Here is a 25042-nt window from a genome sequence, read left to right on the forward strand (position 1 = left end):
GACGAATCAGCAAAAAACCCTTTTGTTTTCACATGCACTGAGGCACGAAAACAAAAGGGTAACTCGTTCAACTATGAGAATAGGACCGGGATGCTGTCGCTTCCGTAATCCGTCCGTCTTCAATTCGCCAAATCCGGTCACAGACATCTAGCATCCGTTCGTCATGGGTGATGACGATGACGGTCTTGTTCGCATCATGCGCTTGCTGTTGCAATAACTCCATCACCCGGCGTCCATTTGGGTAATCGAGACTCGCCGTCGGTTCATCCGCGAGTACAAGTCGTGGGTCATTGACGAAAGCCCGGGCAATTGCGACACGTTGACGTTCCCCACCCGATAAGGCGTGCGGCAAATGGTCTTTCCGGTGCTCGAGTCCGAACACAGCGAGTGCCGCCGTCGCATCAACCGATCGACCGGCTTCCTTCGCGACTAGCTCCAGTTGCTCACCTGCCGTCAAAAACGGCACGAGATGCGATTCTTGAAAGATGAATCCGACTTCTTCGAGACGTAAGCGACGGCGTTCTTCGTCCACTGCTTCACTAACACACGTATGATCAAAGTAGACGGCACCATTCGTTGGTGTCTGTAACAATCCAAGCAACTGGAGCAGTGTACTTTTCCCACTACCGCTCGGTCCGACGAGAGCAATCAACTCACCCGCTTCTGCTTGTAAGTTAATGTCATGCAGCACCGTCATCTCACCATAACTTTGCTCAATCTGTTCTAATCGAATCATCCGTTCATTCCTCCCATCGCATCTGCCGCCTCGAGTTTCTTGACCATCCGTAACGGAACGAGCGCACCGAGGATCGCCGTTACGAGTAGAATACCGCCGTACATCAGACTCGTCGACCATTCAAATCGGAAGGGAAGATCCGGCGGCAGGAAACGACTCGTCAGATAGGTGATGGCGACGCTGACACCAAAGGCAAGACTCGTCAGTATGACGACTTGAACGAGCAGACTCGCACCCATCGTTCGTGTCCGGATACCGATGGCCTTTAAGACACCAAGCTGTTTCATCTTCTGCATCGTCAAAATATAGAAGAAGGCTGTCAGAATCAATGCTCCGATGACGACGAGCGCGACCCGCATCATCTGAAAGGAGTTTTGTTCTGCCGCATAACCCGGAACGTTCTCGACAACCGTTTGTTTCGAAAAGAGCGCTTGATCCGTTTGCAACGACTGACCGATGTACGCCGATACGTATGACGTGCCCATTTTCGATTGCCACGCTTGCCACGATTCATCCGTCATCCAGAGAACGGGTGCATGACTATAACGACCGTCCGTCACTGTACCGGCAATCTGGAACGTCTCCTTCGTTCGAAAATCCGTGATCGTATCGCCGACGCGCGTTCCGCGTTGCTCCGCATACGCAGCATCAACAAGTACCTCCCCTTTTTGCAACGATTGCAGCTGTTTGGGACCATATTTCGTAGTCTGTGGTAACGCAAAGACCGTTACGTCGTCCTTCGTTTTATTCTTCTTCTCAAGCACCATGTTCTGGACACCGAGTGCTTCCGCGCCCTTTGGTGTCTCATCCGCCTGTAAGAATGAACGGGTCAGCTGCCCTTCTGCATCTTTACTTAGCGCAAACTGTTCGACCGGCAGATTACGGACGGCTGCCCCATTGTCATAAGCTAGTCCATCTGCAAGACCGGTGATCATCAAGATCAATAAGACGATCAACATCGTCACAATCGTCATCCAACTGAATCGCCCTTTCATCCGGACGAGTTCTTTCCATCCTAGTTTCATTATGTGATCCCTCCTGTATGTTCGCTACAGGATTGATGATACAGCCGCAATATGAACGGAACATGAACGCAGGTGTCACGCGCGTAAAAAAGTTAACGTTACGGTTAGACCCGATGAAGCGGACGACAAGCTCGCATCCCCGCCGAGTTGACGCATCGTCTCTTTGACAATCGCTAAACCAAGACCCGTTCCGCGCGTCGTCCGGGATGCATCGCCTTGATAAAAGCGTTCGAAGGCATGTTTCATCTGTTCATCAGTCATGCCTGGTCCTTCATCCTTGATTCGGATGATGATCTGATCCGCTTGTTCCTCTGCTTGAATCTGGATCGTCGCTCCGTCTTTCGAGACCGAGACAGCGTTTCGGATGACATTTTGGAAGACATGTTCCAACGCACTGACATCCGCTTGTATTTGTATCACCATCGGAACATCGAGTGCGACAGCGATTCCTTGCTCATCCAGCTGGAAGGCAAGTGTCGTGAGTGTCGCCTCAAGATTCGTCCGCAGATTAAGTGCTTGTCGTTTGAAGCGTCGTCCTTCATCGAGCTTCGCTAAGATCAACAGTTGACGCGTCAGCTCCGACATTCGCTCCGCCTCTTGACGGATGACCGTCCGTTTCCTGACGTCTTCTCCCGTCACATCGAGTTGTCCCGCGTAACCAGCAATCGTCGTCAGCGGCGACTGGAATTCATGCGAGACGTTCGCAACGAATCGGCGCCGTTCCGTATCAGACGCTTCGACTGCCGTTGCCATTTCGTCAAACCGCCGGGACAGCTCACCAATTTCATCGCGTGCCTTCGTTCCGACGCGGATTCCGTAGTCACCGTCTGCCATCTGTTCCGTCGCTTTTGTCAGGCGCCGGATCGGACGAACGAGATAGCGGATTGAAAAGACAAGCAAAAGGAAACTGATCACGACAAGCAGTCCAAGGAACAGACCGACGAACAGATGCAACTCACGGATCTGACGACTCAAGTCCGGTCGGACGAAAATCGCGTCCGTGCCTTGCACCGTCTTGACCGACGTGCCGTACGTATTGATGACTTCGTTATCGAACAGACCGAGCAAGAAGAGATGGAACGGATATTCACGCATTCCGTAATACGGTTGACCACTCTTCACTTGCTCGACGACCCGATTCGAGAGCGCTTCATCACGAAACGGGTTTCCGTAACGCTCGATTGCGTCGTCCGTGCGCACATAAAGTTGAAAGCCGGTCGCTTGTAACATCCGGTAAAACGACTCCGTCTTGCCGTCCCCGTGCGTTTCATAATAATCGATCGCCGTCTCGACCGCTTCCTCGACTTTTTGGCTGTAGCTGTCCTGCCAAAAGGAATAATAGGCAATATTACTAATCAGGAGCGCCAGTAGTGCCGACACGAGTAAGACAACGCAGACGAGTCCGACGATTTTCGTATAGAGGGATCTCATGCGTCGACCTCCAACCGGTATCCGAGTCCGCGGACCGTCTCAATCTTCACCTGATTCGTTTCCTTTAAGCGTCCACGGAGGCGTTTGATGTGAACATCAATCGTCCGGTCATCCCCCATGAAATCGAGTCCCCAGACGTGTTCGATCAATTCCTCGCGGCTGAAGACCCGTCCCGGGAAACTCGCCAACTGATGCAACAATTCAAATTCACGTCGCGGGAGTGTCCACTCGGTCGACTGAATCGTCACGAGCTGACTACGTTTATCGATCGTGACATCTCCAAGATGCAAAACAGGTTGCGCCGCTTTTTGATAGCGCCGAGCCACAGCGTGGAGGCGAAATACTAATTCTTCCGGATCAAACGGTTTTGTGATGTAATCATCGGCACCTGCTGCGAAACCGTCCCGTTTATCTGTCAGCTCCCCGAGTGCCGTCAGCATCAAGATCGGGATGTCCCCGTGTTGCCGTAATCGCTCGCATAAGACGAGACCGGTCTGTCCGGGGAGCAGGACATCAAGTACGGCTGCTTCGAACGTCACCTTCTCGATCCAAGCGAGCGCTTCGTTTCCGTCTGCTGTCGCTCGGATGGAATGCCCGTCGGCTTGTAACGTTGACACGACAAGGGCTTGGATATGGGGATCATCTTCTGCGACTAGAATATACATCGTACTCCTCCTTTTTTAGACAAACAAAAAAATCCCCTTCCCCCTTCTCAAAATGAAAAGGATGAAGGGGATGACGATCATCCGCGCTCTGGGTAGAGTGGGAAACGACCTGTCAAAGCAACGACACGCTCACGTGCTTGTGCGAGAACGTCTGCTTCTTCTGGGTGGTTCAAGACGAGTTCGATCAACTCTGCGATTTCTTTCATCTCAGCTTCCTTGAATCCGCGAGATGTCATCGCTGCCGTTCCGATCCGGATACCGCTCGTGACGAACGGGCTCGCTGGGTCGAACGGAATCGTGTTCTTGTTGACCGTAATGCCAGCTTCGTCAAGCGCATGCTCGGCGAGTTTACCTGTGATACCGAGTGGTTGCAAGTCAACGAGGAGCAAGTGATTGTCTGTTCCGCCTGAAACGATCCGGAGTCCACGATTCGTCAATTCCTCACCGAGTACTTTGGCGTTCGTGACGACTTGACCGATGTAGTCCTTGAACTCTGGTGCAAGGGCTTCACCAAATGCAACAGCTTTCGCGGCGATGACATGCATGAGTGGACCACCTTGGATCCCTGGGAAGATTGCTTTATCAATCGCTTTCGCATGCTCTTCTTTACAGAGAATCATCCCACCACGTGGACCACGCAACGTCTTATGCGTCGTCGTCGTGACGAAGTGTGCATGCTCGACTGGATTCGGATGTTGACCTGCTGCGACGAGTCCAGCGATGTGTGCCATGTCGACCATCAAGTAAGCACCGACGCTGTCTGCGATTTCACGGAACCGCTTGAAGTCGATGACGCGCGGATACGCCGATGCGCCCGCTACGATTAATTTTGGTTTGTGCTCTTCTGCTAATTTCGCGACGACGTCGTAATCAATCATCTCTGTCTCTTGATCGACACCGTATTCCACGAAGTTGTACTGGACACCGGAGAAATTGACGGGACTACCGTGCGTCAGATGGCCACCGTGCGATAGGTTCATCCCGAGGACCGTATCGCCCTGTTCGAGAATCGTGAAGTAGACCGCCATGTTCGCTTGTGCACCGGAGTGCGGCTGCACGTTCGCGTGCTCTGCCCCGAAGATTTCCTTCGCGCGGTCGCGTGCGAGATTCTCAGCGAGATCGACATACTCACAGCCACCATAATAACGACGACCCGGGTAACCTTCTGCGTACTTGTTCGTTAAGACGCTGCCTTGTGCTTCCATGACAGCTTGCGAGACGAAGTTCTCGGATGCGATCAATTCGATGTTATCCCGTTGACGACCTAGTTCCTGGCGCATTGCCGAAAAGAGTGCCTCATCTTGTTGTTTCAGATACGTAAGCGGTGTTTGTTCCATCTGAATTCCCCCATTTCATTTCGATAAACCTATCTTAACACGAATGTTTCCTTCCCGGCATCCCCCAAAACAACATCAAAAAAGCAAGGGGTGCGCAACCCCTTGCATGAATTATTCGTATTTAGCACGTGCCCCACCGATTAATTTTGGTCGTGTCACGGCTGCCGTCACGTGTGCCTCACCGATTTCCTTATGCGGCAAGCGCACTGGAATCGCAACAGCTTTCAAGTGCATCCCGATGAATGTATCACCGATATCGATTCCGGCATCAGCCTGAATCGCTTCGACGACGACAGGTGCCGAGAAGCGCTGGTACGCAGCACTCGCCATCGATCCACCCGCTTCTGGAACGGGAACGACCGTCACCGGATCAAGCCCGAGACGTTCGGCCGTTTGCCGCTCAAGTGTCAGCGCTCGGTTGATATGCTCACAGCCTTGGAAGGCGAGATCGACTTGATGCGATCGACGAAAGGCATCGAAGACATCGAACAAGGCGTCCGCCACTTCTGGCGAACCTGCCTTGCCGATTTGTTTGCCAATCACTTCACTCGTCGAACAGCCGATCACGAGCAATTTTCCTTTTAAGGAAAATCGTTCATCCAGAGCGTTCAGTGTTTCTTCTAAATCGTGCTGGATGCGTGTCACGTCCATTACTTCACCTCATAATCCGAGATTTTGCAAACGCGGTTCTCATGACGTCCACCTTCGAATTCCGTCTCAAGCCAAAGCTGTGCGATCTCACGAGCTAATCCTGGACCGATGACGCGTTCGCCCATCGTCAAGATGTTCGAGTTGTTGTGCTGCCGCGTCGCTTTCGCGCTGAACGTATCATGGACGAGCGCTGCTCGGATGCCCTTGACCTTGTTCGCTGCGATACCAATCCCAATGCCTGTGCCACAAATCAAGATGCCACGGTCAAATTCTCCGTTCGCGACGGCCTCCGCGACTGGAATCGCGACATCCGGATAATCGATCGAGTCGGACGAATGCGTACCGAAGTCCGTATAGTCGATGCCGAGCTCTTGTAAGAGATCGTTGATTTCTGCCTTTAACTTAAAACCGCCATGATCCGCGCCGATTGCTACTTTCATCTTTACTATTCCCCCGTTTGTTTAGGTTGTTTTTTCGGAAGCTTCCGTGTGTCCGGAGTTTTTCTTCCGTTTCCGTTCTGCGTTAATTTTAACACAAGACGATTGACGAGGGGTTCGAGTTCATTACGTACTTGGCGATAGACGTTCATCGATCCGCCGTACGGATCGTTGATATCCCGTTCAAGCCCAGTCACATATTCGTACAAGGTGAACGTCCGTTCCTTCAGTTCCGGATAGCGTTCACCGACTTCCTGCTTGTGCTGACGCGTCATCGTCAAGATGATGTCAGACCAGCGTCCGAGTACATCATCAAAGACTTGCGTATAGTGCTCGAGTTCGATGCCGCGTTCGCGTAACACTTGTAGTGCGTTCTCGGACGCATCGAATCCTTGCATCGAACGTAGTCCTGCTGAACGGACATCGAATTCCTGATCAGCGACTTTCGAGCGTAGTAACGCCATCGCCATCGGGCTACGGCATGTATTTCCTGTACAGATGAATAAAACGCGACGTGTGCTCATCTCCGTATCCTCCTTCTTCAAGGGCGAATGACCCGACCACCTGCTGCTTTATGGAGGCGGTTGCGGACCGCAAGCCCCACCCCTTCTTCTGATAGGTCTCGTACAAAAATCTGATCCACCGTCGTCTGATCAAATCGCCGTAAACAATCGTAAAGACGTTGTGCCGCCGTCTCCATCGAATTACCAAGGGAGCAGCGAACATCTGCGTCGACATCCTCTCCATCGAACAGGAGAACGCCCGTCTTGTGTCCGGTTTGTCGTGCATCATCGATGAGTTGCTGTAAGAATGAAAGATCCCCTTCGACGACGGACAGTGTCGCTTCCGGCGCATAATGGGTATATTTCATCCCGGGTGCCTTCGGTGTAACATCTTTCATCGATAAGGCAGGATCGAGTGTGACAGGACCGATGATTGCCTCGACTTGTTCGCGTGTCACGCCACCCGGTCGTAAAATCGCCGGTGGCGTCATCGTACAATCGATGACAGTCGATTCGACCCCGATGCCCGTCTCCCCTCCATCGACGATCGCAGCGATGCGTCCCGAGAGGTCATGTGCGACATGCGCAGATGACGTCGGTGAAGGTTTTCCAGAACGGTTGGCACTCGGTGCTGCGAGACCCAGCCCTGTCGCTTCAATCAATTGAAGCGCGAGCGGATGATCTGGCATCCGTAATCCGATCGTATCTAGTCCTGCTGTGACGAGTGTGGATGCGGTGCCGTTCGATTCGAGGATGATCGTCAAGGCTCCTGGCCAAAACGCCTCCATCAAACGTGTTGCAACATCGGGAATGTGCGTGACGAACTGATGTGCCTGTTCTACGGATGCGACATGTACAATCAGTGGATTGTCGGAAGGTCGACCCTTCGCGGCGAAGATTCGCCGAACAGCCGCTTCGTTCGTTGCGTCCCCTGCGAGACCATAGACGGTCTCGGTCGGCATCGCCACGACCTCTCCTTCCTGCAATAACCGAACTGCTTCATCCATTGTCTGTAAATCAATCATTTCCGTCTTCACGCTGTACAATCCTTTCGTTCCGCATACACGATACGGTCTTTACCGTTTATATCTTTTAAAATACCCGTTTCCGCACTTGGATAACGTTCTTTTAACATCATTTGCACTTCTGGTCCTTGATTGTGTCCAATTTCAAACGCAATCAGTCGGAAATCGTCGCGTAGAACCCGTCCGCTCTCCTCGACGAGACGTCGGTAAAAGACGAGACCGTCTTTTCCACCAAACAGAGCGAGATGCGGTTCATGGTCGAATACGACCTCACTGAGCAATTCTTCTTCCTCAATATAAGGAGGGTTCGAGACGAGCACCCGCACGGAATCGTCCGCAAGTGGTGCCAGTAGATCCCCTTCGAGAAACGTCACGTCCCCACCAAGCGTCGCTTGATTCTGCTTCGCGACCGCAATCGCGGCTGGTGAAATATCGACGGTCGTGACCGGTTGCTCGAGTTCGAGCGCGAGTGTGATTCCGATCGCCCCACTACCAGTTCCGATGTCGACGATCTGTCCCGCGGTGAACGACTCACGTTTGAGGCGCTCCGTCACGAAGACGATCAACTCTTCCGTTTCTGGTCGCGGAATCAAGACATCTGGTGTGACGCTGAAGTTCCGTCCATAAAACGGCTGATAGCCGATTAAATGTTGCACGGGCACACCGTGAACATGGGCGAGCAAGTATTCACTGAATCGTAAATCCTGCTCCGGCGTCAATTCATCTGACAGACGGACGAGGAGTCCCGTCCGGTCGACTTCTAAGACGTGCATGAGTAACCATTCGGCACTCGAACCCTCGCGTCCTGCTTGTTCCATCATCGTTTTTGCTTCATTTAAACGTTTTGCGATCCGCATCAGTTTGCCGCCTCCGATGCCCGTGCTTGATACTCCATGACGAGCGTATCAATGACCTCATCCATCTCTCCTTGGAGGATCCGGTCGAGCTTCTGGATCGTCAAACCGATTCGGTGGTCCGTCACTCGGTTTTGTGCGAAATTATACGTCCGGATCCGTTCTGAACGGTCACCTGTACCGACAGCCGACTTCCGTTTTTCATCATACTCCGCCTGCTGCTCGCGTTGAATCTTATCGTAGACACGTGCGCGCAAGACCTTCATCGCTTTTTCCTTGTTCTTGATCTGCGACTTCTCGTCCTGACAACTGGCGACGATTCCCGTCGGCACGTGTGTGACACGGACAGCGGATTGCGTCGTATTAACGGACTGCCCGCCCGGTCCACTCGATGTGAACGTGTCGACCCGGACATCCTTATCGTGGATCTCGACTTCAACGTCTTCTGCTTCCGGTAACACGGCGACCGTTGCGGTCGATGTATGGATCCGTCCGCCGGATTCCGTTGACGGAACACGTTGGACACGATGTGCTCCGTTCTCGTATTTTAACTTCGAGTAGGCACCCGTTCCTTTGACGATGAAGATAATTTCCTTATAACCGCCAAGCTCCGTATAGCTCGCGTCGATGATTTCGATCTTCCAGTTCTGTTTCTCAGCAAACTTCGAGTACATCTTAAAGAGATCACCAGCAAATAAGGCTGCCTCGTCTCCTCCCGCTGCGCCGCGGATTTCGACGATGACGTTCTTGTCGTCATTCGGGTCCTTCGGTAGCAGTAAGGCTTTCAGTTTCGCTTCGAGCTCTTTGATCTCCGGCTCAAGCATCGCGACTTCTTCCTTCGCAAGGTCGCGCATCTCCGGATCCGTCAACATTTGGCGTGCCTCTTGATAGGCTTCCATCTTCTCGCGATAGACGCGATAGGTCTCGACGGTCGGTGCAAGTTGCGATTGCTCTTTTGAGACCTCGCGCAATTGATTCGTATCATTAATGATGGCTGGATCAGCCAACATATCATTCAGTTTTTCATAACGGTCCTCTAAGGCACTCAATCGATCCAACATCTCGGGTCATCCTTCCTGCGATTCTTCTGACGTCAGTATAGCAAATATTGCGATCGATGGCGTCATCGTCTTCTTGAAAAGAGGCATTGACAGACAGGTTTTGAATTCCTATAATTGGTGTATTAATTGAACTAGTACACTTAAGGAGGTGAAGAAATGTTCACCGTCGATCCAAAAAGTCCGTTACCGATCTATGAACAACTGGTCGCTCAAATCATCCGCTCGATTGCCCGTGGTCTACTCCGCTCTGGCGAACAGATGCCATCCGTCCGTGAACTTGCTGGTACACTCCTTGTCAATCCGAACACTGTCTCCCGCGCCTATCAGGAACTCGAGAGCCGCAACTTCATCGTCACGATGCGCGGCAAAGGCTCCTTCATCTCAGATATTCCACTTCATGAAGTCAAGAAAGCCGCCATTCAAGATCCACTCATTCGTCTTTGTTCCGTCGCCGACGAACTCTCCATTTCAAACGAAGAACTCTATCAACTCATCTTACACATTAGGGAGGATTCCTCATGTTGACCGTTTCTCATCTAACGAAACAAATTGACCGTACCATGATTTATGAAAATGCATCCTTTACTCTACCAGCAGGAACGATTACTGCGTTGATCGGGCGTAATGGTGCCGGAAAAACGACATTACTGAAAACACTTGTCGGTGCTCTTGAGCCAACGCGCGGAAAAGTTGAATGGAATGGCGAGTCGATCCACCACGTCCCGAAGACACGCGAGCACCTTTTCCTCGTTCCGGATTCTGTTTCCGTCTATCGCCAGATGACACTCGGCGAACTGATCAACTTCTACAATGCGTTCTATCCGAACTTCGAGAAAACGTACATCGAAAACTATTGTCGTTCGTCAAACCTCGATCGCGGACGTCGCGTGACGTCATTATCCAAAGGACAAGCCCAGTTGTTCCTTCTTCAACTTGCGTTCGCGACGAATGCTCCGGTCCTCTTACTGGATGAACCAACAGACGGACTCGATCGAATCAACAAACGAGATTACTTAAAGCAGCTCGTCTCGTTACTTGCGGAGCGCCAAACTGCCGTCTTGATCGCCTCACACCAACTCGAAGAGCTTGATTCACTCGCTGACCGTGTCATGACGATCGAAAAGCATCTCGTCCGTGAACCAAAGGCACTCGACGACGCCAAAGCTAGCATGCAGAAATGGCAAGTCGTCTATGAGGACGTTCCGGAATTGTCACACGCTGATCTTCACGTCTTATCCCAAACAGGTCGGGTCGTGACATTGCTCGTCTTATCCGATGCAGGCGCGCAGTATCTTGAAACGACGAACCCCTTGTTAAAAGATGCTTTGCCAGTGCAGATGGAAGATTACTTCTTAGGGACATTTGGAGGGAAACGACATGGTTAAGCAATTGATCCGTTATCATATCAAACAAGGCATCTGGCCGCTCGCTTGTTTCATTCTGCTTGCGATCTTCAGCTATGGGTTCGGCAGTTATACCGTCATCAATGAGTTCGAGAAATACGAGGCGTCTCAGCAACCTGCTCTACTCAACACCGTACTCGTCAGTCCCTTTTTCGCCGGATTCGCAGCGATTCTCATTGCTGTCTTCGCGATCCTGATGCTCGGTTCCGAGCGCGGGAGTGGTCGCAGCCTGATTTTGCACGCGTTACCGTTTCCGAAGGTCTGGTTGTTCTGGATCAAATGGGCGATTGGCGTCGTAACACTGATCGTGTTTCCGATCATCGGCTTCTTCGTCAGCTGGTTGTTGCTGCAAGCGTTCGGCGGTATCAATCCGTTTGATTACGTCACGTGGTCGTCACTCTTCCAAGATTTTGGTCTCTTCCTTCTATTTGATGTGACGATTTTGACGATCTTCTTATTCGCCGGAACAATCGCTGGTGATATCATCGGACAACTGTTACTCGGCACGTTCTTCTTGTTCTTGAACTACTTCACGTATTTCAGCATCTACGCCGTCGCCCTGCTCGGTTTTGGTGTGACCTACGAGGAGTTAGACAAGCCAACAAGTTTCCTGATGACGATCACGACACCCTTCGCACTCTTTTTCGAAAGTAATGTCGATCTGAATCTAACATATCCCGTCTTGTTCTGTTTAGCTTTGACGATTGCCTTACTCTTCTTTGGTAGCCGCCTATATATCCGCGGAGCGAACGAACGACTCGGTCGGTTCACCATTTTCCCAAAACTACATCCAGCACTGATCATCACGTTCTCGATCTACACGACGATCCTGCTCGCAGGAATCATTGGTCTGATTTCGTCCGAGAACCAGTTCCTGTACTGGCTCGCGATCGTCATTCTCGCATGGCCGACGTTCAGTTCCTACCGTCGGATGATCGGATGGAGTCGCTAATCTATACACAAGTAGCCCTTCTGAGATGATTTTTCAGAAGGGCTATTCGTTTGTCATCGTTTCTTCACAAACCTTTACAGACGGTCCATATGGATTTCATATTTTCTGCGTAAGGTTGTGTTTGTAGGTCGTAGCACCATAACCCATTACCTTTCGAGGAGGAATCCCTATGAAACTAAAACGTCTGATCCCGATTTTTGCCTTATCGACCCTTTCCCTGAGTACGATGATTTCGATGCCGGAAGCCGAAGCGAAAGCCAAACATACTCACTCACCCGAAATCCGGAACGTCATCTTCCTGATTGGTGACGGCATGGGTGTCTCATACACGTCTGCACACCGTTACTTAAAGAACGATCCTTCGACGACGACGGCTGAAAAAACAGCCTTTGATCCCTATCTCGTCGGTCAACAGATGACATATCCGGAAGATGCGAAGGAGAATATCACCGATTCCGCCTCTGCCGCGACAGCGATGTCCTCTGGTGTGAAGACGTACAATGCAGCGATTGCGGTCGATAATGATAAATCGGAAGTCAAGACCGTCCTTGAAGCAGCCAAAGAACGTGGCAAGTCAACGGGACTCGTCGCGACATCGGAAATCACGCATGCAACACCTGCCTCATTCGGTGCGCATGACGAAAGTCGTAAAAACATGAATGCGATTGCAGATGACTATTTCAAAGAACGTGTGAACGGCAAACATAAGATTGATGTCATGCTCGGGGGTGGGAAATCGAACTTCGTCCGTCCAGACGTCGATTTGACGAAAGCGTTCAAGAAAGATGGCTATAGCTATGTCACTGACCTCAATCAGCTGCAAGCGGATAAAAATAAACAAGTGCTCGGATTGTTCGCAGACGGTGGATTACCTAAACGAATCGATCGCGAAAACTCAGTCCCGTCACTTGCTCAAATGACGAACGCCGCAATCAAGCGACTTGATTCGAATAAAAAAGGATTCTTCCTGATGGTCGAAGGCAGTCAAATTGACTGGGCAGGACACGACAATGATATCGTCGGTGCGATGAGTGAGATGGAAGATTTCGAACGTGCTTTTAAAGCCGCGATCGCTTTCGCGAAGAAGGATAAGCATACACTCGTCGTCGCAACAGCCGACCACTCGACTGGCGGTTACTCGATTGGTGCAGATGGCATTTACAACTGGTTCGCTGAGCCAATCAAAGCAGCGAAGAAGACACCTGACTTCATGGCGCAGCAAATCGTCGAAGGCGCGGACGTACGGAAAACGTTAATGAAGTACATCGACCAAGACAAACTCGCCTTGACGGATCAAGAAATCGACAGCGTCTCTCGCGCTGCTGAATCGAAAACATTACTCGACATCGATAATGCCATCGAAGAGATCTTCAACGAACGCTCGCATACGGGCTGGACGACAGGTGGTCATACGGGTGAAGACGTACCCGTCTATGCGTTCGGTCCTGCGAAAGACCGATTCGCTGGTCAAGTCGATAACACGGATCACGCCAAAATCATCTTCGATCTGTTGAAGGCGAAGAAATAAGGAGACGTCTCATGAAACAGATCCTTGCTACTTTGATGCTTGGGACAGTGCTCGCTGGTTGTAGCACTTCCGCATCACAAGACACACCGAAAGAACCATCGTCTGCGAAACAAGAGCAGCCGGTACTGCTTGAAAAAACAAGCGCCTATGTCCCGAACCCACAACTTCCAGATGATCGTCAGCTGACGAAAATCGATCAAACCGTGACGGACGACAAAGGCGACCTGACGTTAAAACAGTTCAAACCAGTGAATGAAACGCGGAAGATTGGTCCAATCAAGATGACGATCGAAGAAATCAAAGTCTTTCACGCCCGTCCAAGCTACGGCATGATCGATTTCTTCCATGGTTATACGCACGATGAGTCCTTTGATCTGATTAAGATACGTGTCATGATCACAAACACGAGTGACGCACCCGTCACCTTTAATCCCGTTGCTCATTTCAAACTGGATGACGAAGCGGAAAAGACACTTGAAGACGATGTCTATCTCGAATCCCTGGCAAAGACATATGCTCCGTCTGAAACTCATAGTGGTAACTTTGGATTCATCTTGGAACGCCCGGTCACATCAATCGAACTCTTGACGAGTGACGTACTCGATGAAAAACAAGCGGTCCTCCAAAAGGGTACGACGTATTCGACATCCCTTCGTTAACTACCCTTCACACTTTTGCGCTCCATCTGTTTTCCGGTTGTACCCGGACCATAGGTGGAGCTATTTTGATGCCTGTATTCGTTCCATGCTACACTAAAAGTACTATTTGAGTGCAAAGGACGGATTGTATGCCGAAATACTTAACCATTTATCATCAACTCGCACAACGGATTCAAGAAGGAACGCTTCCAGCTGACATGAAATTACCTTCTGAGACAGAATTGATGCATGAATTCGAGGCGAGTCGTGGAACGGTCCGAAAAGCGATCGATGCGCTGCAAGAGAAAGGCTTCGTCCGCAAACACCAAGGAAAGGGTGTCTTCGTTCTATCACAAGAAGCGATCGAGTTTCAGTTCAACGGAATCGTCAGCTTTTCGGAGGCGCATCGCCGGATGGGTCGACATGCTGTCGAGACGGATGTGCTATCGTGCGAAGTGCTCTCCGCCTCTCCTGAGCTCGCTTCGTTATTGCATGTGGCACAAGGAACAGACGTAACCCGTATTGAGCGGATTCGTCAGATTGATGGCGAACGCGTCATCCGTGACATTAATCATTTCGTGACCGCACTTGTGCCCGGCCTAACCGCTGACATTGCTAAAGGGTCCATCTATCATTACATTGAAGAGACACTCGGACGGCAGATCAGCTATGCGAAACGAAAGATTGAAGCGCGCCCTGCGACACGGGAAGACCAAGAACGACTTGATCTTCACGACATGACACACGTCATCGTCGTCACGAACGATACGTACTTCTATGAAGGCCAACATTTCGAGCGAACGGAATCACGTCACCGCCTCGATAAATTTCAATTCACCGATATCGCACGGCGTTGAATAGATGGTGATCCATGAGGGAATCCGTACATGACGGGTTCTCTCTTTTTTTAACATCTTAACTTATCTATATAAGTTCTTGACCAACTTATATAGATAAGTTAAGATAAGTGTGCGCAGATAAGAAAACGTTTTCATTTCAAAAGTGGTCGAGTACGTCACTTCCAAAAAGGAGCATCGAGATGAAACCAAACTATCGTCAGATTGCAGAGCAAATCATTGAGAAAATCGGAGGCAAGGAGAACGTTGAGCAGGCAGCTCACTGTGTCACCCGTCTTCGCTTAACGCTTAAAAATCAAGAGCTTGTCGACCAAGAAGCCTTACTTGAAGTTCCGCTCGTCAAAGGCGCGTTCTTGAACGCAGGCGTTTATCAAATCGTCATTGGTGCCGGTGATGTCGACCGGGTCTATGCTGAATTCATTCAACTGACTGGTTTGCAGGCGACAACGATTGCGGACGTTAAATCGTCAGGAGCGGCGAAAATGAACCCGTTCCAAAAGTTGATCAAAGTCTTTTCCGACGTCTTCATGCCCATCATCCCGGCGATCATCGTCGCTGGTCTCTTAATGGGGATCAATAATCTGTTCGGTATCGAATTCGGTGGCAAGACGATGATTGATCGTTATCCGAATCTACAAGGATTATGGGACCTGATCAATATGATGGCAAATACCGCTTTCGTCTTCCTCCCGGCACTCGTCGGCTGGTCGGCAACGAAACGCTTCGGTGGAAGTGAGATCCTCGGAATCGTCATGGGTCTAATGCTTGTTCACCCTGATCTCTTAAACGCTTGGAATTACGGACAGAGCGCTTTAAAAGGTGAAATTCCGACGTTCAACATCCTCGGTCTGTTTGAAATCGAAAAAGTCGGCTATCAAGGACAAATTCTCCCGGTGCTCGCAGCCGCTTATGTCCTTAGCACGATTGAACGCTGGCTCAAAAAACGCGTACCGAACGCCATCCAATTACTCGTCGTACCGATTACGACGATCACATTAACGGGCTTCCTTGCCCTTGCCGTCATCGGACCGGTCACACGTCAAGTCGGTGACTGGATCACGATTGGTGTCGTCAATACGTTCGAAGCCGTTCCGTTACTCGGTGCCTTATTATTCGGTGCACTCTACGCACCGCTCGTCATCACCGGCATGCATCACATGTTCATCGCCGTCGACTTACAGTTGATCGGACAAAATGGAACGACGTTTATCTGGCCGATGATCGCGATCTCGAACATCGCCCAAGGTTCAGCAACGCTTGCGATGCTCTTCCTCGCGAAAAACGTCAACGATAAGAACATGGCGTCGACGTCGGCCCTATCCGCTTACTTTGGGATCACGGAACCAGCGATGTTCGGGGTTAATCTTCGATTCAAATATCCGTTTTATGCGGCACTCGTCGGATCAGCAATCGCGTCTGCCTTCATCGCAGTCAGCGGTGTCCTTGCTCCTGCAATCGGTGTCGGTGGCTTACCTGCTTTCATCTCGATCGTACCCGGGTCGATTCTATCGTTCATTGTCGGCATGGTAATCGCAATTATCGTTCCTATTGCCTGTACGTTCCTGTTCCACTATGTCTCAACGAAACGCGCAAAAAAAGCCGCACTGAACAAAGCGGCGTAATTTCAGAAAGGTGTGTATCTGATGATCACGACAACCGATTGGCGCAAATCCGCCGTTTATCAAATCTATCCGAAGAGTTTTTATAGTCCGGAGGGCAAAGCGACCGGTACGTTGCGCGGGGTCACGGCCAAACTCGATTATCTGGCGGATCTTGGTGTCGATTACCTGTGGTTGACGCCGGTCTACGCCTCACCGCAAAACGATAATGGATATGATGTCAGTGACTATTACGCGATTGATCCCTCGTATGGAACGATGGATGATTTCGAGACGTTACTCGCAGAAACAAAACGACGTGGTCTGTCGGTCATGATGGATATCGTCGTCAATCACTGCTCGACGTCACACGCTTGGTTCGAAGAAGGACGTCATCCGGACAGTCCCTATCATGACTACTTCATTTGGCGCGAGACACCGAACGACTGGGTATCGAAGTTCGGCGGTCCTGCTTGGTCATTCGATGAGGTAGCTGGTAAGTATTACTTGCACCTGTTCGACAAGACGCAAGCGGACCTGAACTGGGAAAATCCCCGACTCCGGGAAGACGTTTACGCGATGATGCGCTTTTGGCGCGATAAAGGGGTCAGCGGCTTCCGACTCGACGTCATTAACTTGATCTCGAAGACGCCAGGGCTTCCCAATGATCCCGAGGGAGACGGACGTGCATACTATACGGACGGACCAAACATTCATGACTACTTGCAAGAGATGAACGCAGCCGTTTTTGCCGGACACGATCTCTTGACGGTCGGTGAGATGTCGTCGACGTCGCTTGAACATTGTCTTCAATATTCTTCGCTCGAAAATCAAGAACTGAAGATGACGTTCAATTTCCATCACTTGAAGGTCGATTATCCGAACGGTGAAAAATGGACGGCTGCACCGTTTGACTTCAAGCAGTTGAAACAAATTTTCTCCGACTGGCAAACTGGCATGAACGGACAAGCATGGAACGCGATTTTTTGGTGTAACCATGACCAACCCCGCGTCGTCAGCCGGTTTGGTGACGACGTCGCGTATCGTGTCGAGAGTGCAAAGATGCTTGCGACGACGCTTCATGGCTTGCAAGGTACACCGTATATTTACCAAGGAGAAGAGATCGGAATGCCGAATCCGGACTTCACGAATCTGTCCGACTACCGTGATGTCGAGACATTGAATGCCTATCAAGAAGCACGGACCAACGGTGTATCGGAAGAAGCAATTCTCGCTGCGATCCGTCAAAAATCACGCGATAACGCGCGGACACCGATGCCTTGGTCAGACGCCGTAAACGGTGGCTTTAGTACAAGTGAGCCATGGATCCCGGTCTCGCCGACGTACGATCAAATCAATGTCGAGGCTGCTATCGCAGACCCTGATTCAGTCTATCATCATTACAAGCGGTTGATTCAACTCCGCAAACAGTATGACGTGCTCACGGACGGTTCATACCGGCTGTTGACACCGGACGATCCATCACTCTGGGCGTACGAACGCGCAACGAGTGAAGAAGAATTACTCGTCGTCTCGAATTTCTACGGAACGGACACGACGTTCACGTTACCTCATGACGGATCGGACTATACGGTGTTGCTTCATAATTATCAGCAGATGCAGACAGAGGGGTACACTTTAACGTTACGACCTTATGAATCACTGATGCTTTATCGTAAAAAGTGATTGAATGAGACGGAGCACACGCAAAAAAGAGAAGGTTGGTTTCCAAGGGATACCCTAGAAACCAATCTTCTCTTTCGTTGAATAGATATAGAATGTGAATGCCTATTCCTCGACTCCTACAGGAAAAGAAAGCATGGTACATTCTTTTGTCAGGGAAAGCGAGGATGGCAAAGTCATTCGTTTTCAAAAATGATTTTTAAGCACTAGTTCCTTCCGAGTCTTTCATTTTCGCATGTTCTACGAAACTTTCCGATTCGCTTCTTCTCGTCTCAACTGTTCGCGGAACAGTCGTGTCTCAGCAATGACGACACCGGACAATCCAATCAAACCGATTAAGTTCGGAATCGCCATCAATCCATTAAAGACATCGGAAATCGCCCAGACCATGTTCAAGTTCGTCGTCATCGCACCCGCTCCGGCGACTAAGACGAACAGGATACGGTATGGGAGGATCGATTTTTGACCGAATAGATAATAGATTGATTTTTCGCCATAATACGACCAGCCAAGAACAGTCGAATAAGCAAACATGACGAGTCCAATCGTGACGATGTATTTTCCGGCAGGACCGAGGAAGACCTCGAAGCTTGCTGTCGTCAATTCAACGCCTTGTAACTTCGTATCAAGTTGTCCTCCCATGACGAGCGTCAAACCTGTGATCGAACAGACGACCAATGTATCTAAAAACACCTGCGTCATCGAAACGAGCGCTTGACGTCCTGGGAAGTCCGTTTTCGCTGCAGCGGCTGCAATCGGTGCTGAACCAAGACCCGCTTCATTTGAGAAGACACCACGCGCGACACCATAACGAATCGCCGCCCCGATCGCGCCACCCGTAATTGCTTCGCTTGAGAACGTGCTGCTGAAGATCGTCGAAATCGCACCTGGAATCAAGTCATAGTTCATGACGAGAATCAGTAATCCACTTCCAACATAGAAGAAAATCATAAACGGAACAAACAAACTGACAACTTTTCCGATTGATTTGACCCCACCAAGAATGACGACGCCTGTCAGTACCATCAATACGATCCCCGTCACGTAAAGTGGCACATCGAACGTTGATTTCATCGCGAGGGCGACCGAATTCGTCTGGACCCCGTTCCCGATCCCGAACGCAGCGATTGAAGCGAATGCGGCAAACAAGACACCCAGCCATTTCTGCTTCAGCCCACGCTCGAGATAATACATTGGCCCCCCTGCCATCTGTCCATTTTCATCAACGACACGGTACTTGACGGCAAGGATTGCTTCCGCATACTTCGTCGCCATCCCGAATAGACCGGACAACCACATCCAAACGATCGCACCCGGTCCGCCGAGGACGACGGCGGTTGCGACACCAACGATATTCCCCGTACCGACGGTCGCAGCCAGTGCCGTCATCAATGCTTGAAAGTGACTGATGTCGCCTTCCGACTTATCGTCCTGATGCTTTGAAAACGCGAGCTTCAGCGCATACGGTAGTTTGGTAATTTGAATGAATCCTAAGCGAATCGTCAAGTAAATCCCCGTACCGACCAACAGAATAAGTAACGGTGGTCCCCAAACAAGATTGGACACCGTACTGATCCAGTCACTAAATGAATTTCCCATTCGTGTTACCTCCCTTTATGAAATATGTAGTTCTTTACCATTTTTTCAGAATTTACTGATAATTGTCAAACTATTTTTTTATGAAACTATTTTGATACTTATTCATTTCAATAATATGAAGGAGATAGTCGTGATTCATACTTCACCGTCTCGGAACAACTGACGAAATCGTGAAATTTAATAATCAATAGGCTAAGAATAACGGAGCAACGATCACGGATACCGTTAACACAGCACACATCCTCCTGTTCACTACGATCGTTGTCATTGGAGTGTTCAGTGGAATCTTTATTATCTTGATTTTATAATCGATCTTCGGTCCTATTCGCCAACTGCAGGCAAAACCTACGAACTTGCCACTCAAGACGATCGAACATTTGAATGCCGCGTCCGGTGGGGTGCTGTCCTTCATCGATACGAAAGTCGTCAATGACAATGATTTATTCGAAGCTATCTCGATTCAATACTAGGATGACGCTCAAGCATTCCGCGATATGCACGAACAGATTTCCGTCAGTCAAAAACAGACGGAAGCACTAAAAGAAGTTCTTCGTCAGTTCCAAGTCTCAAAATAGTCCCCTCATCTTCATGGAAGAGAGGGGACTTCGATGTTTATTGTGCTGCACCTGTGAGCGGTTGTGCATCTTTTGCTTCCGCAGGTAATTTGATTTCGCTGATCTCATTGAATTTTGAGAACGTCGACTCGTTCTTCATATTGAACTCGGTATCTTTTTCAATCGCAAACACCATGTCCATATCGAGTGATTTCGGATAGAATGTTTTCGCATCATACGTCATCGTGTAATTCATTTTCTTGTAATCGATGCTGTCCATCGCATCTTTCATCTGTGCCATCTGTCCTGTCTGCTCGAGCGAATCCTTCATGAATGCTTTGAGGTCGTCCCCTTTTAGTTTGACGTCGATTTGATAAACGTCACCCTCTTTTTTGGCGGTCCAGTTGTCTTTGTACTTTTTCAGTAGCTTGAGATTTTGATCCGTCGATGCCGATGACTCCATCGCCTCAACCATATCACCTAGCTCCGAGACATCTTGAACGAGCCATTGTCCGTTTTGCGATAGATACATCTTATCGTCGACGATATAGCTCTCGATCGACATGTCCTTACCGTCCTGTGGATTTTTCATCGTCATCGTCTGATGCATCGTAAGCGGCTTCTGGATGATATCGGCTGATACCTTCTGATCTACTGCCATCTCACCTGCTTTTGAATTGACTGTCCCCTCCATGTGGAACGATTTAATATCTTTTTGAGCGGCTGTCGCTTTATTCAGTAATTCCGTATTCGAGAGTTCCCCCGACTTCGTCGAACCAGACCCACTGCCACTCCCCGAATCTGTCTGCCCATCTTGACATCCAGCTAGTCCAATCGATGCTGCGACGATCCCAGCTGCTACCCACCTTGTTTTCTTCATATTCATTTCCTCCTTTATACGCGTTACCCTGATTTACGAAAAACATTGGAAAATGTTTCAAAGTTTCTTTATTACCTCATTACCGTTCTTCTTCAAAACAAATCCTCATATTTCAAATCTACTATTCTTTTTTTGAAATTTGATTTATCACCTGCAAAATGTCCACAAAAAAATAGGATGACGGAAACTTCCGTCACCCTATCCTTATTTCGTTAGATCGTGCGTAAAAGATTCGCCATCTCAATCGCGGAAACGGCAGCTTCGTAGCCTTTATTTCCAGCTTTCGTACCGGCACGTTCGACCGCTTGCTCGATCGAATCCGTCGTCAGGACACCGAAGATGATGGGTACGCCTGTATCACGCGACGCACTCGCGACACCTTTCGCGACTTCGTTACAGACATAGTCATAATGTGATGTTGCTCCGCGGATGACGGCACCCAGTGTGATGACCGCATCATACTTACCGCTTTTCGCTAACTTTTCCGCAACGAGTGGAATTTCAAATGCTCCAGGAACCCATGCTGTATCCACAGCATCCGCCGCAACACCGTGACGACGGAACGCGTCGTTCGCTCCTCCGACGAGTTTTGATGTGATCAATTCATTAAAACGTGCTGCGACGATTGCGACGCGTAGTCCTTCTCCCGTTAAGAAACCTTCATAAATCATGATGTGTGTCCTCCTTGGATATCGAGCCAGTGCCCGAGTTTCGTTTGTTTTGTTTTCAGATAACGCTGATTTTCCGGTTCAACGGGTACTTGATGGGGAACACGTTCGATGACTTCAATCCCCTCTTGCTCGAGCACCCGTTGTTTGTCTGGATTGTTCGTCATCAAGCGGATCTTCGTCACGCCAAGATCACGCAACATGTTGGCCGCGACCGTATAATCACGCATGTCTGTCGGATAACCGAGTGCATGGTTCGCTTCAACTGTATCGAGTCCTTGTTCCTGCAACTCGTACGCTTTCAACTTCGCCATCAGACCGATGCCGCGTCCTTCCTGACGTAGATACAAGACGGCTCCACCTTCTCGTTCGATTCGCTCAAGTGCCGCATCGAGTTGTGGACCACAATCGCAACGTTTCGAACCGAAGACATCCCCTGTCAGACATTCCGAGTGCAGACGGACGAGCATCCCATCGTGCGCTTCACCGGATAAGACGGCGACATGTTCTTTCTTATCTTGCGTCGTATAGCCGACCATCCGGAAAGCTCCGAATGTCGTCGGAAGCAACACTTCCGCTTCCCGCGTCAATGGACGCTCGAGATACGCGACGAGTGCCTCGATCGTGATCAGTTTTAAGTCGTGTTCTTCCTTATAGAGAAGCAAATCATCCACCCGTGCCATCGTGCCATCTTCCTTGATGATTTCACAAATGACGGCAATCTCATCGCTACCGGCAAGACGGGCAAGGTCAACACCTGCTTCCGTATGTCCGCGTCGTTCCCGAACACCGCCCTCTTTTGCGATCAACGGGAAGATGTGACCCGGTCGTTTGAAACGTTCCGGTCCATCCGTCAGCATCCGCTGGATCGTCAGCGAACGCTCTTCGGCACTGATGCCGGTCTTCGCTTCTTCATGATCAATGCTGAGCGTGAATGCCGTACCGTGCGGGTCCGTATTATTGTCCGTCATCGGCGAGAGATGTAATCGCTCTGCCACATATGGACTAACCGGAACACAGACGAGTCCTTTTCCATACGTAATCATGAAGTTGATGTTTTCTGGTGTCGCGTGTTCTGCGAGCATGACGAGATCGCCCTCATTCTCACGATCCTCGTCATCACAGACGATGATCGGTCGTCCGTTCTTCAAATCTTCTATCGCATCTTCAATCAAGTCGAATCCGTTCATTACATGTCGCCTCCTAAGAATGCTGCCCAGTCCGTCTGTTTCTCATGTTGCGTGAAATGATAGAGATGTTTCGCCATCATGTCACACTCGATATTGACGACTGCGCCGCTTGCCAATCGATCAAACGTCGTCACTTGACGGGAATGCGGAATCAATGAAATCGAGATCGTTTCCGAGGTGACGCGTTGCAAGGTCAGGCTCGTGCCGTTGATCGCGATTGATCCTTTTGGAATGCAATACTTTTGCCACGATCCGACATCAAACGTATACACCATCGCTTCTCCGTCCGGTCGCCGACTGATTAGTCGTGCCGTCCCGTCGATGTGCCCACTGACGAAATGTCCACCGAACCGACCGTCTGCCGGCATCGCCCGTTCGAGTTGCAACGGGTTTCCGACCCGGTACGTGCCGAGTGCTGTCGAACGAATCGTGTCATGGACAGCATCCGCCGTAAAACCGGTTGGGCTCATTGACGTGACCGTCAAACAAATCCCGTCGACGGCGATGCTGTCACCAATCTTCGTTCCTTCGAGCACCCGGTGCGCTTCAATTTCAAGTGCTAATCCATTCGGTCGCGGAATCTTTCGTTTTAAGGTCCCGACTTCCTCAATCAATCCGGTGAACATATCGTTTCCTCCTTTCGGATGTACGTCAGATGGAGATCCGGTCCGACCGTTTCAATCTGATCGATTTGAAAACGTTCTTCGATATCATGTCGTCCGTTCCAGGCAGTCCCTTCAAAAATCGACGGGGCTTGGTAGACTTCAATCTGGTCGACGAGATCTGCTTCAAAGAATGTGGCTTGAATCGTCGGTCCACCTTCAATCAAAACGCTGCGGATGTCTTGTTCGTATAAGCGTTTAAGAATCGCTTCCGGCGTCTCATATTCACCGACGAGCACCGTCACTTGATCATGACTTATCCGAGGAACACTCGTCAGCCAGTACGTTGGATTTTTTCCATCGCAAAAGACTTGCGCGGTCTCTGGCACCCGACCACGGCGATCGACGATTACTCGAATCGGCTCGATACCTGACACTGCGCGTAAAGTCAGTGCTGGATCATCGACGAGCACCGTTTCACTTCCGACGAGGATCGCATCATGGCGACCACGCAGGGCGCGACCATTCGCGCGTGCTTCTTCTGACGTGATCCAGCGCTGTTCCCCCGTTGCCGCGATCCCGTTCATCGTCTGAGCGATTTTGACGGTCACGGTCGGACGTTTCCGTTCGATCGTTTTCCAAAATGTCTCGTAGAGGACTTCCGCTTCATGCCGTAACAAGCCGACTTCGACTTCGATTCCCGCGTCTTGAAGCCGTTTGATCCCTGAACCAGCGACAATCGCATGTTTGTCTTCCGTTGCGACGAAAACCCGTTTGATCCCGGCTTGTAGAATCGCTTCCGTACATGGTGGTGTCTTACCATGATGGTTGCATGGCTCAAGCGTCACGTAGAGATCAGCACCACGGGCGGCCTCTCCTGCCATTCGCAAGGCTTCGACTTCCGCGTGCGGACCACCGGCAAACCGGTGCGCACCAAAACCGATGATGCGTCCTTGTTTGACGATGACACAGCCGACACTTGGATTCGGACTTGTTTGTCCGTTTAACATATGTGCTAATTGCATGGCATAACTCATCATCTGTGACATCGCGTTCACTCCTTTCAAATAAAAAAGACGCCCCTTGAAAAAGGGGCGTCTGTATAGAAGGGTTCACGAAATACACGGTTCGCCTTCTGCTTTTTCGCATGCAGAAAGAGACCATC

Annotated in this window: 25 protein-coding genes; 8 read left to right on the top strand and 17 right to left on the bottom strand. The window is 50.2% G+C overall.

Features of this window, described 5'->3' with window-relative positions:
• Nucleotides 1-67: 67 nt before the first annotated feature.
• The 11 genes from B3S86_RS12150 to prfA all read right to left on the bottom strand — a co-directional run bounded on the left by B3S86_RS12150 (nucleotide 68) and on the right by prfA (nucleotide 9725).
• A complete protein-coding gene (locus B3S86_RS12150) occupies nucleotides 68-736 on the bottom strand; it encodes an ABC transporter ATP-binding protein (RefSeq protein ID WP_035410636.1) in 669 nt (222 codons plus the stop codon).
• Nucleotides 733-1761: an ABC transporter permease gene (locus tag B3S86_RS12155; RefSeq protein ID WP_290752977.1), complete on the bottom strand. Its 1029-nt coding sequence runs from the start codon at nucleotides 1759-1761 to the stop codon at nucleotides 733-735. The genes B3S86_RS12150 and B3S86_RS12155 overlap by 4 nt, the downstream gene beginning before the upstream one ends.
• 75 nt (nucleotides 1762-1836) lie before the next feature.
• The gene (locus tag B3S86_RS12160; protein WP_290752980.1) at nucleotides 1837-3192 is read right to left on the bottom strand and encodes a HAMP domain-containing sensor histidine kinase; all 1356 of its coding nucleotides are present in this window, start codon (nucleotides 3190-3192) and stop codon (nucleotides 1837-1839) included.
• Nucleotides 3189-3857 carry a response regulator transcription factor gene (locus B3S86_RS12165; protein ID WP_290752984.1) on the bottom strand — a complete coding sequence of 223 codons (669 nt, stop codon included), beginning with the start codon at nucleotides 3855-3857 and terminating at the stop codon, nucleotides 3189-3191. Before B3S86_RS12165 ends, B3S86_RS12160 begins: the two co-directional genes overlap by 4 nt.
• 77 nt (nucleotides 3858-3934) lie before the next feature.
• Entirely contained in the window at nucleotides 3935-5194 is a 1260-nt protein-coding gene (gene glyA / locus B3S86_RS12170) for a serine hydroxymethyltransferase (RefSeq protein WP_035410645.1), read from the bottom strand.
• 111 nt (nucleotides 5195-5305) lie between these two features.
• The gene (locus B3S86_RS12175) at nucleotides 5306-5845 is read right to left on the bottom strand and encodes a TIGR01440 family protein (RefSeq protein ID WP_035410650.1); all 540 of its coding nucleotides are present in this window, start codon (nucleotides 5843-5845) and stop codon (nucleotides 5306-5308) included.
• Nucleotides 5845-6285: a ribose 5-phosphate isomerase B gene (gene rpiB / locus B3S86_RS12180; RefSeq protein ID WP_035410653.1), complete on the bottom strand. Its 441-nt coding sequence runs from the start codon at nucleotides 6283-6285 to the stop codon at nucleotides 5845-5847. The genes B3S86_RS12175 and rpiB overlap by 1 nt, the downstream gene beginning before the upstream one ends.
• A 5-nt stretch (nucleotides 6286-6290) precedes the next feature.
• Entirely contained in the window at nucleotides 6291-6806 is a 516-nt protein-coding gene (locus tag B3S86_RS12185; RefSeq protein WP_035410655.1) for a low molecular weight protein arginine phosphatase, read from the bottom strand.
• 17 nt (nucleotides 6807-6823) lie between these two features.
• Nucleotides 6824-7822, bottom strand: coding sequence for an L-threonylcarbamoyladenylate synthase (locus B3S86_RS12190; RefSeq protein ID WP_035410658.1), 999 nt, complete (start codon nucleotides 7820-7822; stop codon nucleotides 6824-6826).
• Nucleotides 7819-8667, bottom strand: coding sequence for a peptide chain release factor N(5)-glutamine methyltransferase (gene prmC, locus B3S86_RS12195; protein WP_290752997.1), 849 nt, complete (start codon nucleotides 8665-8667; stop codon nucleotides 7819-7821). Before prmC ends, B3S86_RS12190 begins: the two co-directional genes overlap by 4 nt.
• Complete coding sequence (gene prfA, locus B3S86_RS12200) at nucleotides 8667-9725, bottom strand: peptide chain release factor 1 (RefSeq protein WP_056064179.1); 1059 nt, start codon at nucleotides 9723-9725, stop codon at nucleotides 8667-8669. The genes prmC and prfA overlap by 1 nt, the downstream gene beginning before the upstream one ends.
• 156 nt (nucleotides 9726-9881) lie before the next feature.
• On the opposite strand from prfA, the gene B3S86_RS12205 reads away from it, so the two are divergent.
• The 8 genes from B3S86_RS12205 to treC all read left to right on the top strand — a co-directional run bounded on the left by B3S86_RS12205 (nucleotide 9882) and on the right by treC (nucleotide 18387).
• Nucleotides 9882-10250, top strand: coding sequence for a GntR family transcriptional regulator (locus B3S86_RS12205; protein WP_035410669.1), 369 nt, complete (start codon nucleotides 9882-9884; stop codon nucleotides 10248-10250).
• Nucleotides 10244-11110, top strand: coding sequence for an ATP-binding cassette domain-containing protein (locus tag B3S86_RS12210; protein WP_035410673.1), 867 nt, complete (start codon nucleotides 10244-10246; stop codon nucleotides 11108-11110). The genes B3S86_RS12205 and B3S86_RS12210 overlap by 7 nt, the downstream gene beginning before the upstream one ends.
• The gene (locus tag B3S86_RS12215; protein ID WP_056064176.1) at nucleotides 11103-12080 is read left to right on the top strand and encodes a hypothetical protein; all 978 of its coding nucleotides are present in this window, start codon (nucleotides 11103-11105) and stop codon (nucleotides 12078-12080) included. The genes B3S86_RS12210 and B3S86_RS12215 overlap by 8 nt, the downstream gene beginning before the upstream one ends.
• A 169-nt stretch (nucleotides 12081-12249) precedes the next feature.
• Complete coding sequence (locus tag B3S86_RS12220; protein ID WP_056064171.1) at nucleotides 12250-13608, top strand: alkaline phosphatase; 1359 nt, start codon at nucleotides 12250-12252, stop codon at nucleotides 13606-13608.
• Between the two features lie 11 nt (nucleotides 13609-13619).
• Nucleotides 13620-14267 carry a DUF4352 domain-containing protein gene (locus tag B3S86_RS12225; RefSeq protein WP_290753006.1) on the top strand — a complete coding sequence of 216 codons (648 nt, stop codon included), beginning with the start codon at nucleotides 13620-13622 and terminating at the stop codon, nucleotides 14265-14267.
• A 128-nt stretch (nucleotides 14268-14395) separates the two neighbouring features.
• A complete protein-coding gene (treR, locus tag B3S86_RS12230; RefSeq protein ID WP_290753009.1) occupies nucleotides 14396-15103 on the top strand; it encodes a trehalose operon repressor in 708 nt (235 codons plus the stop codon).
• A gap of 182 nt (nucleotides 15104-15285) precedes the next feature.
• Nucleotides 15286-16725 carry a PTS system trehalose-specific EIIBC component gene (gene treP / locus B3S86_RS12235; RefSeq protein ID WP_290753012.1) on the top strand — a complete coding sequence of 480 codons (1440 nt, stop codon included), beginning with the start codon at nucleotides 15286-15288 and terminating at the stop codon, nucleotides 16723-16725.
• 21 nt (nucleotides 16726-16746) lie between these two features.
• Nucleotides 16747-18387 (top strand): alpha,alpha-phosphotrehalase, encoded by a 1641-nt coding sequence (treC, locus tag B3S86_RS12240; protein WP_290753014.1) that lies wholly within the window; start codon nucleotides 16747-16749, stop codon nucleotides 18385-18387.
• Nucleotides 18388-18624: 237 nt separating this feature from the next.
• On the opposite strand, the gene B3S86_RS12245 is transcribed toward treC, so the two are convergent.
• The 6 genes from B3S86_RS12245 to ribD form a co-directional block, all read right to left on the bottom strand.
• Complete coding sequence (locus B3S86_RS12245; protein ID WP_056064159.1) at nucleotides 18625-19983, bottom strand: alanine/glycine:cation symporter family protein; 1359 nt, start codon at nucleotides 19981-19983, stop codon at nucleotides 18625-18627.
• Between the two features lie 612 nt (nucleotides 19984-20595).
• Nucleotides 20596-21417, bottom strand: coding sequence for a DUF6612 family protein (locus B3S86_RS12250; RefSeq protein WP_035410693.1), 822 nt, complete (start codon nucleotides 21415-21417; stop codon nucleotides 20596-20598).
• Between the two features lie 212 nt (nucleotides 21418-21629).
• On the bottom strand, nucleotides 21630-22088 hold the full coding sequence (gene ribE / locus B3S86_RS12255; RefSeq protein ID WP_035395821.1) for a 6,7-dimethyl-8-ribityllumazine synthase: 459 nt from the start codon (nucleotides 22086-22088) through the stop codon (nucleotides 21630-21632).
• Nucleotides 22085-23275, bottom strand: coding sequence for a GTP cyclohydrolase II (ribA, locus tag B3S86_RS12260; RefSeq protein WP_290753019.1), 1191 nt, complete (start codon nucleotides 23273-23275; stop codon nucleotides 22085-22087). The genes ribE (B3S86_RS12255) and ribA overlap by 4 nt, the downstream gene beginning before the upstream one ends.
• On the bottom strand, nucleotides 23275-23901 hold the full coding sequence (gene ribE / locus B3S86_RS12265; RefSeq protein ID WP_056064153.1) for a riboflavin synthase: 627 nt from the start codon (nucleotides 23899-23901) through the stop codon (nucleotides 23275-23277). The genes ribA and ribE (B3S86_RS12265) overlap by 1 nt, the downstream gene beginning before the upstream one ends.
• Nucleotides 23886-24926 (bottom strand): bifunctional diaminohydroxyphosphoribosylaminopyrimidine deaminase/5-amino-6-(5-phosphoribosylamino)uracil reductase RibD, encoded by a 1041-nt coding sequence (gene ribD, locus B3S86_RS12270; protein ID WP_035410701.1) that lies wholly within the window; start codon nucleotides 24924-24926, stop codon nucleotides 23886-23888. Before ribD ends, ribE (B3S86_RS12265) begins: the two co-directional genes overlap by 16 nt.
• Between the last annotated feature and the right edge of the window lie 116 nt (nucleotides 24927-25042).

This window comes from Exiguobacterium sp. UBA3968, assembly GCF_002385115.1.
Lineage (GTDB): Bacteria > Bacillota > Bacilli > Exiguobacteriales > Exiguobacteriaceae > Exiguobacterium_A.